This window comes from Undibacterium sp. Di24W, from assembly GCF_049340325.1.
Lineage (GTDB): Bacteria > Pseudomonadota > Gammaproteobacteria > Burkholderiales > Burkholderiaceae_D > Undibacterium.
Genome location: NZ_JBMPOP010000001.1, coordinates 392,882 through 410,247, shown reverse-complemented (window position 1 = coordinate 410,247; position 17,366 = coordinate 392,882). Strand labels below are relative to the sequence as shown.

Below are 17,366 nucleotides of genomic sequence, written 5' to 3'. Positions count from 1 at the left end.
CTTTCAACCAACGAGGCCAGCTCACGCTAGTTTGGTTCACTCTAAATCGTTAGCATTAAGTTGTAGCTCTAGGTAAAAGTTTGCCCCCCCTTGACGATCTCTTTCGAAATCCAGGCTGCCATGCATCGCCTCCATGAGTTCCCTGCTAATTGCCAGACCTAGACCAGTACCACCTTGTTTTCTGGTATCAGAAGAGTCGGCCTGAACAAATTTTTGGAATAAGCTATTTTGGAATTCGGGAGGCACGCCAGGCCCTTGATCTATCACCGAGACGCGAATGAGATGTTCGCGCCAGCTAACTTGAATGGATACGTTGCCATGATTGGGTGAATACTTAATGGCGTTGGAAATCAAGTTTGACATGACTTGTAGAAAGCGATTTTGATCTATCGTAACTATGATTTCTGGGTGGGGGTTGTCTACGGTAATCGAAATCATTCTTTCTATGCCGGCTGCCAGATTGCTCTCGCAGGCAAGCTTTAGGACCTTGTTTAACTCAACTTTTTGCATATTGAAGTGCATTTTTCCAGCCGATAATTTTTCCATGTCAAGTAAGTCATTGATCAGGAAGCTTAAGCGTTGACTATTTTTGTGTGCGATATGCAGCATGGATTTAATTTTAGCGGGAAGCTCTCCTACTGCTCCACCTACAATTAATCCGAGTGCGCCGGAGATCGACGTTAATGGGGTGCGCAGCTCATGACTTACAGTTGAGATAAACTCACTCTTCATCGTTTCTATTCGTTTTCGCTCACTGATGTCTTGTATCGTGCCATACAAGCGCTCACAGCGACCTTCGTTTATTTGAGTAAGACCCAATACCCTAACCCAGCGTTCATGGCCTCGCATCGTTACGAAGCGTAATTCGCTATCAAAACTTTCGCCCGTATGAATCGCATGATTGATTTTCTCTTGTATGGTGTCGCGATCTTTTCCTTCCTTATAAAATAATATTGCCTGTTCCAGATTGCATGAATAACCTTCTGGTACTTGATGAATTTGCTCGGTGAGCTTGCTCCATTTGGTACGCGATTCATTTAAGTCCAGTTCCCAAGTACCTATTTGCGCAGCGCTATTGGATTGCTCTAACAAATCGATGGTGTGCGCTAGCTGTGCTTCTGCAAATTTTTGTTTTGAAATATCGGCGTGGCTTCCGGACATCAATAAAGGTTTACCATCGTCTGTTCGGCTGATCAGACAACCACGGTCCAATATCCAAACCCAATGTCCATCCTTATGCCGCATACGACTTGTAAACTCGTAGTAATCGAGTTCTCCGCTAAAATGTCTTTGCAGTAATAAATCGGATTGTTTTAGATCGTCTGGATGAACTAACTTACTCCATGTCTCTAAACTGATTGGAGCCAATTCTTCTAGCGTATAACCCACAATTTCTGCCCAACGCTGATTGTAGCTGGCTTCTCCCGTTTGCACATTCCATTCCCAGGTGCCGATATTGGTTCCCTTAATAATATCTGCTAGTCTGCGCTCGCTATCCAGATGGCTTGCCCGTACTCGAGCTGCCTGAATTAATTGTGCAATAGTGAGTAATATCGGCTGCAAGAAGTTGACCAAATCTTGTTTGTAACCGAATGGGCGATTGGCGATTCCTATGGTCGCAATGAGCGCTTCATTGTAATAAATCGGCAGGCCTAAGAAATTATGGATGCCTGGGTGAGTCGAAGTACCTTGCATTCTTTCATCTGTCAGCTCATTCAAAATAATGACAGATTTGGTTCGAATCGCCGCGCCGAATAAATCATCGAGCGCGTTCAATTTTAGATTTTGAGTCGTACATTCGTTGGCAGTTAAAGGTGATGTCAGTTTTTTCGCAGTGCGGTTAATGGTAAATAATTTGAGATGCGTTTCGGATTTTTGATCTTGAAATACTTCTCCGATAAAACCGTAGCTACTGCCAGTTAAATCCAAGATGTCATGCAAAAGGCTTTTAAATCCCTCACCGTGCTCCAAACTATGTATGAATTTTGCCTGAGCATTGGAAATAACCTGCGCTAGGTTTTGTTGTAATTTTAAAGAGCTGGCTAATTCCCATTCATAGATAGTATTGTTGACCCACTCCGAAAACAATTTGATAAACTCAATTTCGACCTGAGTAAAAAAAGCAGGTTTGCGGGCTAGTGAGTCTGAGAAAGCCAAGGTTCCAAAAAGTGTATTTTGCGCATGGATAGGAACCCCGATATAGGAGCCAAATACCAAGAGCGAATTTTTTGCAATTTCCGCATAAGGGCTCGTGCTTACTTCAGGCAGTAGCGTAATTTCGTTCGATTGCATGCTGACCGAACACATAGTCTGATCTAAAGTTAAAACCGAGCCTTCACAGGGGAATTCAGGATTCCATTGAACTATGACTTCGCAATCGTCGCTTCGATGACGATTAATCATACCGTTTGACATGTTCAAAAAGCGGCATGCGATTTCCAGCGCTTGCCTCAATAAAACGGCGTAATCAGTGTTACTTAAAGAAGAGATTTTGGTTAAAGCTAATAGCGCATAGTGTTGTTGATTTTGTTGGAATAGCCTAATTTCTTGTTCTACACAATCGGCCAAGTCGCGCAGTGAATTTAATTCTGCAACGCTTAAAGTGCGTGGATGGCTGTCAATAATGCACAGCGTACCAATATTGTTTTTGCCATCGGGCCGTAATGGTGCACCTGCATAAAATCGAATATTAGGCGCCCCAGTGACGAGAGGATTGTCGGCAAAACGGGCGTCTTCAAGCGCATTGGTAATATGGAAAACTTCTTCTTCCAAAATTGCGTGACCGCAAAATGAAATGTCTCTGCCTGTTTCACAAGCTGTCAGTCCTTGCTTGGACTTAAACCATTGGCGATCACTGTCGACGAGGGATACTAGCGCAATTTCTACACCAAAAAACTGCTTGGCCAGTCGGGTCAGGCGGTCAAAGCGCTCTTCTTCGGCAGTGTCTAGTATATTTAAATCGACTAGCGCCTTTATCCGCGTACTCTCGTTCAGCGGCATGTCGGGTGATTTCATGCACTTCGCTCCAGTGATAAAGAATACGATGGATTGGTTTTTGAATGCGCGTCCATGTCAATCGCTGATATCACAAAATGTCGCAATTGGATTAGCGATGATATTATGAGTATCTAGCAAGAAGTTCTTCTAGGCAAGTGAATCCCGATCTCAATTTTTGCATGTTGCTGATTTACGAATGTTGTATGGTAATTCGGGTCAGGTTTTGCTTAGTTTCTATGCTTGCTAAGCTAATGATATTGAAATCATGGCAATATAAGCTTTGTCAGTGTTAGTATTCTTTATAAGCTTAGTCAGGTCGTGTCGAAATAAGCTTCCCCAATTCTCGCTTTCTTGCTCAAACCTACTTAGACTGGGATAATCAGCGCTGTATATATTTCCCTGCCCCCACTATGTTGAAGTTCCGCTCCTTCGTTGTTTCTATTGCTGCATTGTTTGTGATATCTGCGCTGTGTTTTCCATCTGCCTGCAACGCGTCAGAAAGTCCGGTGCGTCTTTTTTTGCAGGAAAGTCTGGATAGCGAAGGGAAGCAAGTTGCTCTGAATCCAAAATTGATGGAAATTTTGACCTATTTTGAACGCCAGACCGGTCTCAAGTTTGAACCGATTATTTTGCCTTGGAAGCGCGCGCAAAGTGAGACTTTGGAGGGAAAGGGAATCATTTATGGATTTTCACGTTCACCCGAGCGTTTAAAGGCCTACCACTTTTCATTGCCAGTCGTTACTGAGCGAGTTTGGGGTATCACATATGGTAGACCTAAACCTAATTATCGACATGTAGAGGATTTGCGCAACAAAATAGTCAGTACTGGGCGCGGATTTAGCCATGGCATGGAGTTTGATCAAGCCCGTGATGTGATCTTTAAAGTGCAAGAAGATTCTGCGTCGACTGTTGCACGCTTTAAAAAATTAATGGCGAAGCGCAGTGATTTAATGGTGTGGCCAGTACGCGGATATCAACACCATGCCGAAGTTGAAGAATACATTAATCGCATCATCGTAAAAGAGTCGAATGACCCCGAGTTAAAAGGCCGGTATTTTGATGTAACCGATCAGCCTTTGTTTTATGACTCCACACACTTTGCCAGCGCTAAAGGAAAGTATGCGGAGGTACTCAAAAAGATAGATCAAGCGATTGCGCGTGGTACAAAAAATGGAAGTTTAAATAAGGTCTTACGCGGCTATCATTAAAAAAACACTCATTATTGGCGGTCAGCATGTTGTCGAATTGTCTGTTGCTTGTGTGCGATCAAAGTATCTAATGCTAAAAAACAAGCTTGGTTTCGACCTTGTTGTTTAGCTTTATACAATGCGGTATCCGCTGCATCAATCAATGCCGATACTTCGCGATGTTGGATAGGATCGTAGGTGCTTAAACCTATGCTTATACTAATGACTTGATTACTCTTTGACTTTAAATGCGGGAGTTGTAAGTCAGTAATCGCAGTGATTAATTTTTCAGCAAATAGCACGCCATGTTCTGCGGGCATATCCGGTAATATCAAAACAAATTCTTCTCCACCATAGCGCGCTAACATATCCGAAGAGCGTGAAATCTGCGCTCTTAAAGCAGCAGCGACCTTAATCAATATCTTATCGCCTGCAGGATGTCCGTAGTAGTCGTTATATTGTTTGAAGTAATCGATATCGACCATGAAGATCGATAAAGGGTGCTTTTGCCGTATCGCTTGTCCCAAAGCAATTTTGTAATGTTCGTCAAAAAAGCGGCGATTGTACAAGCTAGTCAGGCTATCGGTAGTCGCATCTTTTTTCAATAGTTCTGAATGCGAGCGCAACATTTTTTCACGTCGTATGGAGGTGCTAGAATCGGTGACTTGAATCAAGTAACAAGCATCCGCCAAATCCGAGTCGAGTACTGTGATGGTAATGGATTGATGAATGGCAATTTGCTTATTCAAACTTTCTTCTTCGCCAAATAGCGGCAAAGGGGAGCGATGCAAAGCGTTCGATAGCATTGCAGGCAAGCCATAGGTAATCGAATTTTTCAGAGCGTTACTGAAAGCCAAGCTAGGAGCGGTAGGAAACACAGTAGACATGTTGTTTTGCCGTGCTATGTCCGAAGAGATACCTGAATGTTTTTCCATCCAAGCATTCCACAACAATATATTGGTATCAGCATCAACTAAAATCAGCCCCATATTAATACTATTCAAAATAGGGCTTTGATAAATCTCTAAAGAGCTCATTCTATATTTCCTAAAAACTGCTCTAAATGCTTTACTAAGCTAAGTAGTGACATGGAGCTCAACAAGAAAATCAGGTGGCCTTCAGAAAGGCGTTTCTCGATCGAAAGATCGATGTGCAATACCAAAACAAAAGCCTGGTCTTCTGCGCTATGCAAGCTTCTGAAAATTTCTTCAGTCGACGCAATTTTGTAATCTGGTAGTGAGCTATTTAAGGAAATATGCAACATATCTGCCATGGCCGAGAGACAGGCATTGAGGATAATATTCCCCAGTTCGCACATGGCTTCTTGTTCGAATTCTGCCAGCTCTTCAATGCTCATCTGCGAGCCCATCATATCGCGCACTATTTCCAGTGCATGGCTCTCCGTAAATAAAAGCAAAGCCTGCGCATCGAAAGGGCCGGAAAATTGTTGGCTGACTACGCCGAATTTCAAGCTGCTCAGATCCATGATGTTGGCATCAACTTCAGAAGTTTTTTTAATTTCCACTGAAGGCACTGAGAGTTTTACTTCGTCTCCAACAATTTCGCTCAAACTTGCGGCAGCGCGGCCAGCACCGACGTTAAAAACTTCGGCGAGCGCGTCTAAATGAAGGTCTGTTAGGCTGTTCACAATTATCCTAAAAAGTAATGCAGTGCTTCTGCGATCGACTTCTCCGTGATCGGCTTAGCAACAAAGATGGCGCCCATAGCGTTCGCTCTATCTTGAAAACTCTCTTGAATATTGGCAGAAAAAATGACCACCCGACACGAAGGCATTTCCTTTAGTAATATCTCGGCAGCATCCGTTCCTAAAATGCCGGGCATATTAATGTCCATAGTGCAAAAATCAGGTTTCTTTTCCAGTGCCATAGCAACGCCATCAGTGCCGTTGTTAGCTTCGAGAATTTCCCAGTTGGGATGAACATCTAAAACTCGGGCGCGTATGATCATACGTGATACTTTACTATCATCTACGATCAGTAGTTTTTTTACTGGCGTGTCGGCTGTCATCGCATTTTTCCGTTATTAATTTAATGTTGAATCAAAGATTTGTTTAGCGAACCTAAAGTCTCTTTTGATATTTTACCCTAAGCGGTAGGCTTAGCATTTTAAGGAGATTTAATGCGTTGTAAAAAGCCTTCGATATTTGTTACTTTTTGTGTCTGGGAGACTGTCTATGTTGATTTGTTGCTTTTTAACTTGCGCCATAAGGTGGTACGACTAATCCCTAAGTGCTTGGCAACGTCATCTTTTCTATTCTTAAACTTATGCATTAAGAAATCAAGTGATTCTTCAGAAGTTTCTGCGATTTTTGAAGCAGAGAGTTCATTTGCTTTATTCTGCGCAAGCTCAGGGAATAAGTTGACTAGAAAGCCAGGCGTAATGGCTTGTAAAGGCGTGGCGGATAAATGCAAGGCCACCCGTTCCATGAAGTTGCGTAATTCGCGCACATTGCCCGGCCAACCGTAGCTCCTCAGTAAATCTTCGCAAGCTGCTACCTCTGCATGGAGATTGGGATGGGGTCGACTAGCGATTGCTGCACACGCTTGTTTTAAACTCCATTGAGAAAGACTGACTAAGTCTTCAGGGCGTTCACGCAGCGACGGCAAATGTAATGGCAGTATCGCTAATCGAAAAAACAAGTCTGCACGAAAACGTCCCTCTCGTATTCTTTGTTGGAGATCGCAGTGGGTTGCGCTGATGATACGGACGTCGATCGAAATAGGCCGTACACCACCGACACGTACAATTTCTTTTTCTTCTAACACGCGTAGTAAGCGTGTTTGCAGATTTAAGGGCATTTCACCTATTTCATCTAAGAATAAGGTGCCGCGATGTGCGGCTTCAAATAAGCCTGCATGACCACCACGACGAGAGCCAGTGAAAGCACCTTCCTCGTATCCAAACAGCTCTGATTCCAACAAGGATTCTGCAATCGCGCCGCAGTTAACCGCGACAAAAGCCTGTCGTGATCTTGGGCTTTCCCGGTGGATGGCTTGGGCCGCTAATTCTTTGCCAGTACCAGTTTCACCTTGTAATAAGACAGTGGCTGGTGAGCGCGCATAAAGCATGATGCTGCTTCGCACTTCTTGCATGAGTTTTGAATCACCACGTAAATCATTTAAGCCATGTTTGGCACGCAATTCGCCGACAGGTTGTTGGCGCCCTTTCGATGCCTCGAGGCGGGTGAGGCGAGAGATTTCAATCGCATCGTCAAACGCCTGTCGGATGGAGCCAGCGGAGTACATAAAGATACCGGTTAAACCGGCTTCCTCTGCTAGATCGGTAATTAAGCCCGCACCGACAATGGCCTGTATGCCCATCGCTTTGAGTTCACTAATTTGGCTTTTGGCGTCTTCCTCGGTGACATAAGTTCTTTGTTCAACTTGAAAACCAAAAGTAGTTTTGAAATCGGCCAACTCCGGTATTGTTTCCTGGTAAGTGACAATGGCGATCTGGCGCGAGACTTTACGTGCGCGAGCCAAGGCTTGCATGACGTCAAATCCACTGGCTTTCGCGATAACGACTGGTATAGGTAGTCGATTTTTTAGATAGGCGCCGTTCGAGCCGGCAGCAATCACGGCATCACAGCGTTCGGTTTGCAAACGTTCGCGCAGCACCTGAGCGGCTTCTTCAAAGCCAAGGTGTATCGGTTCAATGTCAGCACTGGCATCGTACTCGACCATGATGTCGCGGAATAAATCAAATAAACGCGAAATTGAGACTGTCCAAATGATGGGCTTGTCTTGTGGATCGCGTGGAAGAGGGGAGTGTCGGCTCATGAGGGCTCCATGCTTACGTGGATTGCGTAGCGCTTGCTTTGGCTGGTGTTTCAAATGATGTTTCAAGTATGTTTCAATTGTGTTTCAATTGCAACGTATTTCCGTCGTATAAGTGAACTTTTCACTCAAGTTTGGCTTTGTAAGTTTGAATTCAAGTATTTGATTTTTAAGGCTATTAAATTTCGCTAACGTGAATGGACGCCCCCCTGGCACGCGCTTTGCAATAGGGACTACATCCAAACAAAAGGAAAAGATCATGTCTCAATATTCCGCAGGTGCTGCCTTCCGTAAGGCGATGCAAGAAGAGTCTCCGTTACAAGTCGTTGGTGCGATCAACGCTAATCATGCTTTATTGGCGAAACGTGCAGGCTTTAAAGCGATTTATTTGTCCGGTGGTGGCGTTGCTGCTGGTTCTCTCGGTTTGCCCGATCTCGGCATCTCAAATTTGGACGATGTATTGACTGATGTGCGCCGTATCACTGATGTTTGTGATTTGCCTTTGTTGGTCGACGTCGATACTGGTTTTGGTTCTTCGGCGTTCAACGTTGCACGTACCGTCAAGTCCATGATCAAGTTTGGCGCGGCAGCGATGCATATTGAAGATCAGGTCGGTGCCAAGCGCTGCGGCCACCGCCCAGGTAAAGAAATCGTCAGTAAGCAAGAAATGGTCGATCGCGTGAAAGCCGCGGTCGATGCACGTACTGATGACAATTTCGTGATCATGGCACGTACCGATGCGCTGGCAGTAGAAGGCTTGGAAGCGGCAATCGAGCGCGCTCTAGCATGCGTCGAAGCGGGAGCTGATATGATCTTCCCAGAAGCGATTACAGAGTTGGCGATGTACAAGCAATTCGCCAATGCAGTGAAAGTGCCTATTCTCGCGAATATTACTGAATTCGGTTCCACACCTTTGTACACGGTGGAAGAATTAGCGTCCGCTGAAGTTGGTTTGGTGCTATATCCATTGAGCGCTTTCCGTGCCATGAACAAAGCAGCGGAAAATGTGTACACCGCGATTCGTCGTGATGGCACGCAAAAGAATGTCGTCGACACGATGCAAACACGGATGGAATTGTATGAGCGTATCAACTATCACGATTTTGAACAAAAACTGGACGCCTTGTTTGCACAGCAAAAAGGGAAATAAACGAAAAGCCTCGCCGCAGAGGCGCAGAGGTCGCAGAGAAGGGAATCAAGGAACTCTGTGGGCTCTGCGCCTCTGCGGTTCAAAAAAATCAATGGAGAAAGAAATGACCACACAAGAAAACCCAACATTTAAACCAAAAAAATCCGTCGCACTATCAGGCGTTGCTGCTGGCAATACTGCCTTGTGTAGCGTGGGCAAGACAGGTAACGACTTGCACTATCGCGGTTACGATATTTTGGATGTGGCCGACAATTGTGAGTTTGAAGAAATCGCCCATTTGCTGGTTCACGGCAAATTGCCAACGACGGCTGAACTGTCTGCCTATAAAGCAAAATTAAAATCCTTGCGCGGTTTGCCAGCGAATTTGAAATTGGCGTTAGAAGCTTTGCCTGCCTCTTCGCATCCTATGGACGTGATGCGTACAGGTTCATCAGTCTTGGGTTGCACATTGCCAGAAAAAGACGATCACAACACGCCAGGCGCACGTGATATCGCTGATCGCTTGATGGCATCTTTTGGTTCCATGCTCTTGTATTGGTACCACTTTAGCCATAACGGTAAGCGCATCGACGTTGAAACCGACGATGATTCAATTGGCGGTCATTTCCTGCACTTGCTACACGGCGAAAAACCAAAAGCGTCTTGGGTTCGTGCCATGCACACGTCCTTGATTCTGTACGCGGAACACGAATTCAATGCATCGACTTTCACTAGTCGCGTGATTGCAGGTACAGGTTCCGATATCCACTCCGCTATCACCGGTGCAATCGGTGCTTTACGTGGTCCTAAACATGGCGGTGCCAACGAAGTCGCGTTTGAAATCCAAAAACGCTATGACAATCCCGACGAAGCAGAAGCGGATATCAAGCGTCGCGTAGAAAACAAAGAAGTGGTGATTGGTTTTGGTCACCCAGTGTACACAGTGTCTGATCCACGTAATAAAGTCATCAAAGAAGTTGCTCGCACATTGTCGGTTGAAGCAGGCTCTACCAAAATGTACGACATTGCTGAGCGTTTAGAAACGGTGATGTGGGATATCAAAAAAATGTTCCCGAATTTGGATTGGTTCTCTGCTGTGTCTTATCACGTAATGGGCGTACCAACAGCAATGTTCACGCCACTGTTCGTGATCGCACGGACATCTGGTTGGTCGGCGCATATTATTGAGCAACGTATCGATAACAAGATCATTCGTCCGAGTGCAAATTATGTGGGGCCTGAAGATTTACAGTTTGTGGCTTTGAAGGATAGAAAATAGAGCTTAGATTCAGGGGCGCGATGTTTCCTTGTGACTCTTCGGTGTGCTTTTTTATGCTCCCTCCCTTTCAAGGGGAGGGTTGGGGTGGGGATGGTTAGTTATGTCTACTAAAACCCCCATCCCCCTCCCAGCCTCCCCCTTGAAGGGGGAGGAGCGGATAGAAGATGCGATACGGATAAAAAACATCTCTTATATAAAACAGCACTACCTCAGTAAGTATTAAAAATCAAAGATGGACAAAAAATGAACACACAATTCCGTAAGAATCTCCCAGGAACCTCACTCGATTACTTCGATGCGCGTGAAGCGGTTGAAGCGATTGAGGCAGGCGCATACGCCAAGCTGCCATACACTTCACGCGTACTAGCAGAAAACTTGGTACGTCGCTGTGATCCAGCGACTTTGACTGATTCCTTAAAACAGTTTATCGAACGTAAGCGTGATTTGGATTTTCCATGGTTCCCTGCACGTGTTGTGTGTCACGATATTCTGGGACAAACGGCCTTGGTTGATCTTGCTGGTTTGCGTGATGCGATCGCGGATCAGGGTGGTGACCCGGCTCAAGTAAATCCCGTGGTGCCTGTGCAGTTAATCGTCGATCATTCTCTCTCGGTTGAATGTGGTGGTTTTGATCCGCAGGCCTTCGAAAAAAATCGCGCGATTGAAGACCGTCGTAATGAAGATCGCTTCCACTTCATTAATTGGACCAAGCTCGCGTTTAAAAATATGGAAGTGATCCCGCCGGGTAACGGCATCATGCATCAGATCAATCTGGAGCGGATGTCGCCTGTGATCCAGTCACAAAATGGCGTGGCGTTTCCAGATACTTTAGTCGGCACGGACAGCCATACACCGCATGTCGATGCGCTCGGCGTGATTGCGATTGGTGTCGGTGGATTGGAAGCTGAAAACGTCATGCTCGGTCGCGCATCTTGGATGCGTTTACCCGATATTATCGGCGTAGAGCTCAGCGGCAAACCACAGCCTGGTATTACGGCAACCGATGTCGTATTGGCACTCACAGAATTTTTGCGCAAATCCAAAGTGGTGGGCGCTTATCTTGAGTTCTACGGTAGCGGTGCAGCAGCCTTGACGCTGGGTGATCGTGCGACAATTTCGAATATGGCACCTGAATACGGCGCGACGGCAGCAATGTTCAGTATCGATCAGCAAACCATCGATTATTTGAAATTGACAGGTCGTGAAGATGCACAAGTGGCTTTGGTAGAGACCTACGCAAAAGTCGCTGGCTTGTGGTCCGACTCTTTAGTCACAGCAGAATACGAACGTGTACTGCAATTTGATTTATCTTCGGTCGTGCGCAATATGGCGGGTCCATCAAATCCGCACGCACGTGTCGCTACCAGTGATTTAGCAGCAAAGGGTATTGCTACTGCTTGGGACGATGTGCCAGGCCAGATGCCAGATGGTGCGGTCATCATCGCGGCGATTACGAGTTGCACCAATACTTCCAATCCACGCAATGTGATTGCTGCTGGTTTGTTGGCGCGCAATGCCAATCGACTTGGCTTAACTCGCAAGCCTTGGGTGAAATCATCCTTAGCGCCAGGTTCTAAAGCAGTGACTTTGTATTTGGAAGAAGCGGGCTTGATGCAAGATCTCGAAGCACTTGGCTTTGGTGTCGTGGCTTACGCTTGCACATCCTGCAATGGTATGTCTGGCGCGCTTGACCCAGTGATTCAGCAAGAAATTATTGACCGCGATTTGTATGCAACCGCTGTGTTATCAGGCAATCGTAATTTCGATGGACGTATTCATCCCTATGCGAAACAAGCTTTCCTTGCCTCGCCACCACTAGTAGTTGCTTATGCGATTGCGGGCACCATGCGTTTCGATATCGAGAAAGACGTATTGACCGTCGTCGATGGCAAAGAGATTCGTTTGAAAGACATCTGGCCGACCGATGAAGAGATCGATGCAATTGTGAAGTCCAGTGTGAAGCCTGAGATGTTCCGCAAAGTCTATGAGCCTATGTTCGCGATCTCGACAGAGAAAGCAGCCAGCGTGGCGCCTCTGTACGATTGGCGCGCACCTTCCACCTATATCCGCCGTCCACCTTATTGGGAAGGCGCTTTAGCTGGTGTCCGTACCATGAAAGGCATGCGTGCTTTGGCGGTGTTAGGCGACAATATTACGACCGATCATTTATCACCATCCAACGCGATTATGCTTGATAGCGCGGCAGGTGCCTATCTCGCAAAGATGGGTTTGCCAGAAGAAGATTTCAATTCTTATGCAACACATCGTGGCGATCACTTAACTGCACAACGCGCTACGTTCGCGAATCCAACTTTAAAGAACGAGATGGTGCGCGATGCGGAAGGTAAAGTGAAAGCGGGATCTTTGGCACGTATTGAACCCGAAGGCAAAGTGACGCGCATGTGGGAAGCCATTGAAACCTATATGGAACGTAAGCAGCCTTTGATCATTATTGCGGGTGCTGATTACGGCCAAGGATCTTCACGTGACTGGGCGGCCAAAGGTGTGCGTTTGGCAGGTGTGGAAGTCATCGTCGCTGAAGGTTTTGAACGGATTCATCGTACCAATTTATTGGGGATGGGGGTGTTGCCACTTGAGTTTAAAGCGGGTGTCAATCGTTTGACTTTGCAATTAGACGGAACAGAAACCTATGACGTAACTGGCAAATGTACACCGCGCACGACCTTGACTTTGGTCATTCATCGTAAAAACGGTGAGCGTGTTGAAGTGCCTGTCACTTGCCGTCTTGATACAGCTGAAGAAGTATCGATTTATGAAGCGGGTGGTGTATTGCAACGTTTTGCACAGGACTTTTTGGAGTCGACTAAGTCTGCTTGATAACAAAGGAATTGCTGAAGAGGCGCAGATTAGGCAGAGTTTCTATCACGATGAAGTAAGCCCTTCTCCCGCAAGCGGCGAATTGGAAATGCGGGGTGGGGATGAGGGGCATTGATCAAGTATTTCGAGATTGTTTGATGATACGTTTGTGAAACTGCATGTCAGTATTGCTGAAACGATTTTGCTAGCTCACCTTCCCTCACCCTAACCCTCTCCCGCTTGCGGGAGAGGGGACTAAGAACCAAGAAAAGGAAAATAATGTCCCATCCAGCCCAAATCAAAATCCCAGCCGTCTACATGCGTGGCGGCACAAGTAAAGGCGTGTTCTTTCGCGTACAGGATTTGCCGAGTGCTGCCCTGCAGCCAGGAGCTGCACGCGATGCTTTGTTATTGCGTGTGATAGGTAGCCCCGATCCTTACGGCAAACAAATCGACGGTATGGGTGGCGCCACTTCCAGCACCTCGAAAACAGTATTACTGGCGAAGAGTGCCAAGCCAGATCACGACGTTGATTATCTGTTTGGACAAGTTTCCATCGACAAAGCATTCGTCGACTGGAGCGGCAACTGCGGCAATTTATCTGCAGCGGTGGGTTCTTGTGCGATCAGCATGGGCTTGGTTGACAATGTCCCTAAAAACGGCATCGCCGTAGTGCGCATTTGGCAAGCGAATATCAGTAAAACGATTGTTGCTCATGTGCCGATGACGAATGGTGAGGTGCAGGAGACGGGTGACTTTGAGCTTGATGGCGTGACTTTTCCAGCGGCTGAAGTTCAGCTTGAGTTTATGGACCCAGCAGCAGAAGAAGAGGGTGCTGGCGGTTCTATGTTCCCAACGGGGAATTTGGTCGATGATCTAGAAGTACCTGACATCGGCACATTAAAAACGACCATGATTAACGCCGGGATTCCAACCATCTTTGTGAACGCCGAAGAGATTGGCTACACCGGTACTGAATTGCAAGACGCTATCAATAGTGATGCTGCGGCGCTAGCGAAGTTTGAAACAATACGCGCTTATGGTGCGGTACGCATGGGTTTGATTAAGCATATTGACGAAGCCGCAAAACGTCAACACACACCGAAGGTGGCCTTTGTTTCTAAGCCTTTGGACTATGTTTCCTCTAGTGGAAAACAAGTTCATGCGAGTGAAATTGATTTGTGTGTAAGGGCTATGTCTATGGGTAAATTGCATCACGCGATGATGGGGACTGCAGCGGTTGCGATCGGCACAGCGGCAGCAATTCCTGGAACATTAGTCAATCTCGCGGCGGGCGGTGGAGACCGCACGGCTGTTCGGTTTGGACATCCATCCGGAACTTTACGTGTAGGTGCGGAAGCTCAGCTGGTAGATGGTGAGTGGAATGTGAAGAAGGCGAGTATGAGTCGTAGTGCTCGGGTGTTGATGGAAGGTTGGGTTCGCGTTCCGGGCGATTGCTTTTGATTTTTGTTTTGAGTGATTTGTGCTGTTGATTTGCTGTCTGTTGGTCGGGAGTGGCCCGACAGCCACTTACTTTCTTTGCTTCGCCAAAAAAAGTAAGCAAAGAAAGGCGACCACGCTGCCACTGCCCTTCGGGTTCCCAATTATGCAAGACAAAAAATGGGAAAGCTTCGAAACTCGCTGCGCTCAGACAACGAAGCTTTCTTATCCATTTTCTGTCCTGCACAATTGGCAGTGTCAGAAGTGGATGAAGGTCAAAAGCAAAAGCAAAAGCAAAAGCAAAACAATCAGTATCGACGGATGTTCGTTCTTCTATTAGCAATTCCAGGTCGTTGTTTTTGATTTGCTTTTGACTTACACCCGTTTGAGACGACGTAATTTGTGCTTCACAGAAAATGGATAAGAAAGTGTTGCTGTCTGAGCGTAGCGAGTTTCAACACTTTCCCATTTTTTGTGATGCACAAATTATGCTGAAGCGTAGCGTAAGCACCCCGAAGGGGCGAGTCTACGGTCGCCTTTTTTGGATCACCTTTTTTGGCGAAGCAAAAAAGGTGATTGGCCGCCGGGCCACACCCGGCCAGAGAAAGTTGAGTTAGCACGATAACCAATAAGAAAGTAAGCCATTCAAAGAATAAATTTGATGTAGTACAAAAGGCGAATAGATAAAACAAATAACAATCAAAAACAATCAACTACGCGCCAAAAGAATTCAAACCAAAACGCTATAAAAACTGGAGACACCATGAACTACCAAGATTTTTATCAAGCCTCAATTCAAGACCCAGCCAGCTTCTGGGACCAACAAGCCCAACTCATCAGCTGGCACAAACCCTATACCCAAGTACTTGATCACAGCAAACCACCATTTTCGAAATGGTTTGTCGGTGGCGAAACGAATCTTTGTTATAACGCGATTGATCGTTGGTTGGAGACACAGTCGGATAAGGCGGCATTGATCGCCATTTCGACTGAAACCAATGCCGAGAAAACTTACAGCTTCGCTGCACTGCATGTGGAAGTGCAACGCATGGCAGCAATCATGTTGGAGCTCGGCGTCAAGAAGGGCGATAGAGTCTTAATCTATATGCCCATGATTGCCGAAGCGGCATTTGCCATGTTGGCCTGTGCGCGCATCGGTGCTGTGCATTCCGTGGTGTTCGGTGGATTTGCCTCCAAGAGTTTAGCAACGCGTATCGATGATGCTAAACCCGTATTGGTGGTGTCCGCCGACGCCGGTATGCGTGGCGGCAAGGCAGTGCCTTACAAACCTTTGCTCGATGAAGCGATTCAATTGGCCGACCATAAGCCAGCAAAGGTTTTATTAGTGAATCGTGGTCTCGATGCGATGAATATGGCTGCCGGTCGTGATGTTGATTACGCTGCATTGCGTGAACAACATATGGTCGCTCAAGTCCCTGTGACTTGGTTAGAGTCCAACGAGATGTCGTACGTACTCTACACCTCAGGCACCACTGGTAAGCCTAAAGGCGTGCAGCGCGACGTAGGTGGTTATGCAGTTGCCTTGGCATCATCCATGAAAAATATTTTCTGCGGCAACCCTGGAGAAACTTATTTTGCGACATCCGATATTGGTTGGGTGGTAGGACACTCGTATATCGTCTACGGCCCTTTGATCGCTGGTATGGCAACCATCATGTATGAAGGTACACCGATTCGCCCAGATGCAGGTGTGTGGTGGAGCATTGTTGAAAAATACAAAGTGACACGTATGTTCTCTGCACCGACTGCTGTGCGCGTACTGAAAAAGCATCCAGTCGAGCTGATGAAGAAGTACGATATTTCCTCGCTTAAGGCTTTGTATTTAGCGGGTGAACCACTTGATGAAACTACCTCTAATTGGATCGCCACTGAATTGGGCGTGCCGATTATCGATAACTACTGGCAGACTGAAACAGGTTGGCCGATCTTGTCAGTTGCTCGTGGCGTGGAACATAAAGATACGCGACTTGGTAGCCCGGGGATCGCGATGTATGGTTATAACGTCACTATCATTAATGAAGGAACAGGCGAGGTGTGTGGCGCGAATGAAAAAGGCGTGGTCGCGATTAAAGGACCTTTGCCACCAGGCTGTATGCAAACCATTTATGGCGATGATGCGCGCTTCGTTCAAACGTATTGGTCTAACTTCGCGCATGAACAGATGTATTCGACTTTTGATTGGGGCATACGCGATGAGGACGGGTATTTCTTCATTTTGGGACGCACCGATGACGTAATCAATGTCGCTGGGCACCGTTTAGGCACCCGTGAAATTGAAGAAAGTATTTCTAGCCATCCGCAGATTTCTGAAGTCGCTGTGGTGGGTATTGAAGATAAATTGAAAGGGCAGGTCGCGGTGGCGTTTGCGATTATAAAAAACCCCGAACGTGCGGCTACACCCGAATTAGCAAAAGCTTTGGAAACCGAAGTGATGGCCGTAGTCGATAATCAGCTGGGTGCGGTTGCACGTCCTGCTCGGGTTTATTTTGTGGCGATGTTACCTAAAACGCGTTCCGGTAAACTCTTGCGTCGATCTATCCAAGCTGTGTGTGAAGGGCGCGATGCGGGTGACTTGACGACGATCGAAGATCCTCAGTCTTTGCAGCAAATTAAGAATGCATTACAAAATTAAGTTCTGACCGAGAAAACAAAAGAGCGTCAAAATATTCTGACGCTCTTTTGAATTTTTTAGAAGAAAA

The 17,366-nt window shown here is 46.4% G+C and carries 11 protein-coding genes; 6 read left to right on the top strand and 5 right to left on the bottom strand.

The window, feature by feature from the left end; translation table 11 throughout:
- Positions 1–36: 36 nt before the first annotated feature.
- Positions 37–3,015, bottom strand: coding sequence for a GAF domain-containing protein (locus ACO0KZ_RS01680; RefSeq protein ID WP_422992098.1), 2,979 nt, complete (start codon positions 3,013–3,015; stop codon positions 37–39).
- A gap of 392 nt (positions 3,016–3,407) precedes the next feature.
- Here ACO0KZ_RS01680 and ACO0KZ_RS01675 point away from each other — a divergent pair, with 392 nt between their 5' ends.
- The gene (locus ACO0KZ_RS01675; RefSeq protein ID WP_422992096.1) at positions 3,408–4,205 is read left to right on the top strand and encodes a substrate-binding periplasmic protein; all 798 of its coding nucleotides are present in this window, start codon (positions 3,408–3,410) and stop codon (positions 4,203–4,205) included.
- An 11-nt stretch (positions 4,206–4,216) separates the two neighbouring features.
- On the opposite strand, the gene ACO0KZ_RS01670 is transcribed toward ACO0KZ_RS01675, so the two are convergent.
- The 4 genes from ACO0KZ_RS01670 to prpR form a co-directional block, all read right to left on the bottom strand.
- Entirely contained in the window at positions 4,217–5,221 is a 1,005-nt protein-coding gene (locus ACO0KZ_RS01670; RefSeq protein WP_422992094.1) for a diguanylate cyclase domain-containing protein, read from the bottom strand.
- A complete protein-coding gene (locus ACO0KZ_RS01665) occupies positions 5,218–5,832 on the bottom strand; it encodes a chemotaxis protein CheC (RefSeq protein ID WP_422992092.1) in 615 nt (204 codons plus the stop codon). The genes ACO0KZ_RS01670 and ACO0KZ_RS01665 overlap by 4 nt, the downstream gene beginning before the upstream one ends.
- Positions 5,833–5,834: 2 nt before the next feature.
- Positions 5,835–6,212, bottom strand: coding sequence for a response regulator transcription factor (locus ACO0KZ_RS01660; protein ID WP_422992090.1), 378 nt, complete (start codon positions 6,210–6,212; stop codon positions 5,835–5,837).
- A gap of 164 nt (positions 6,213–6,376) precedes the next feature.
- On the bottom strand, positions 6,377–7,984 hold the full coding sequence (gene prpR, locus ACO0KZ_RS01655) for a propionate catabolism operon regulatory protein PrpR (protein ID WP_422992088.1): 1,608 nt from the start codon (positions 7,982–7,984) through the stop codon (positions 6,377–6,379).
- Between the two features lie 256 nt (positions 7,985–8,240).
- On the opposite strand from prpR, the gene prpB reads away from it, so the two are divergent.
- The 5 genes from prpB (at position 8,241) to ACO0KZ_RS01630 (ending at position 17,299) form a co-directional block, all read left to right on the top strand.
- Positions 8,241–9,131, top strand: coding sequence for a methylisocitrate lyase (gene prpB, locus ACO0KZ_RS01650; RefSeq protein ID WP_422992086.1), 891 nt, complete (start codon positions 8,241–8,243; stop codon positions 9,129–9,131).
- Positions 9,132–9,234: 103 nt separating this feature from the next.
- On the top strand, positions 9,235–10,389 hold the full coding sequence (prpC, locus tag ACO0KZ_RS01645; protein ID WP_422992084.1) for a bifunctional 2-methylcitrate synthase/citrate synthase: 1,155 nt from the start codon (positions 9,235–9,237) through the stop codon (positions 10,387–10,389).
- A 243-nt stretch (positions 10,390–10,632) separates the two neighbouring features.
- Entirely contained in the window at positions 10,633–13,227 is a 2,595-nt protein-coding gene (gene acnD, locus ACO0KZ_RS01640) for a Fe/S-dependent 2-methylisocitrate dehydratase AcnD (RefSeq protein WP_422992082.1), read from the top strand.
- A 258-nt stretch (positions 13,228–13,485) separates the two neighbouring features.
- Positions 13,486–14,670: a 2-methylaconitate cis-trans isomerase PrpF gene (gene prpF, locus ACO0KZ_RS01635; RefSeq protein ID WP_422992080.1), complete on the top strand. Its 1,185-nt coding sequence runs from the start codon at positions 13,486–13,488 to the stop codon at positions 14,668–14,670.
- Positions 14,671–15,325: 655 nt separating this feature from the next.
- Positions 15,326–17,299, top strand: a complete 1,974-nt coding sequence (locus ACO0KZ_RS01630; RefSeq protein ID WP_422992758.1) for a propionate--CoA ligase — start codon at positions 15,326–15,328, stop codon at positions 17,297–17,299.
- The last annotated feature ends 67 nt before the right edge of the window (positions 17,300–17,366 follow it).

Bases quoted from the DNA above. Each gene is read 5' to 3' on its own strand.
- prpB (WP_422992086.1), top strand. From the start codon at position 8,241: ATGTCTCAATATTCCGCAGGTGCTGCCTTCCGTAAGGCGATGCAAGAA.
- prpC (WP_422992084.1), top strand. From the start codon at position 9,235: ATGACCACACAAGAAAACCCAACATTTAAACCAAAAAAATCCGTCGCA.
- ACO0KZ_RS01670 (WP_422992094.1), bottom strand. From the start codon at position 5,221: ATGAGCTCTTTAGAGATTTATCAAAGCCCTATTTTGAATAGTATTAAT.
- ACO0KZ_RS01660 (WP_422992090.1), bottom strand. From the start codon at position 6,212: ATGACAGCCGACACGCCAGTAAAAAAACTACTGATCGTAGATGATAGT.
- prpR (WP_422992088.1), bottom strand. From the start codon at position 7,984: ATGAGCCGACACTCCCCTCTTCCACGCGATCCACAAGACAAGCCCATC.
- ACO0KZ_RS01680 (WP_422992098.1), bottom strand. From the start codon at position 3,015: ATGAAATCACCCGACATGCCGCTGAACGAGAGTACGCGGATAAAGGCG.
- prpF (WP_422992080.1), top strand. From the start codon at position 13,486: ATGTCCCATCCAGCCCAAATCAAAATCCCAGCCGTCTACATGCGTGGC.
- ACO0KZ_RS01675 (WP_422992096.1), top strand. From the start codon at position 3,408: ATGTTGAAGTTCCGCTCCTTCGTTGTTTCTATTGCTGCATTGTTTGTG.
- acnD (WP_422992082.1), top strand. From the start codon at position 10,633: ATGAACACACAATTCCGTAAGAATCTCCCAGGAACCTCACTCGATTAC.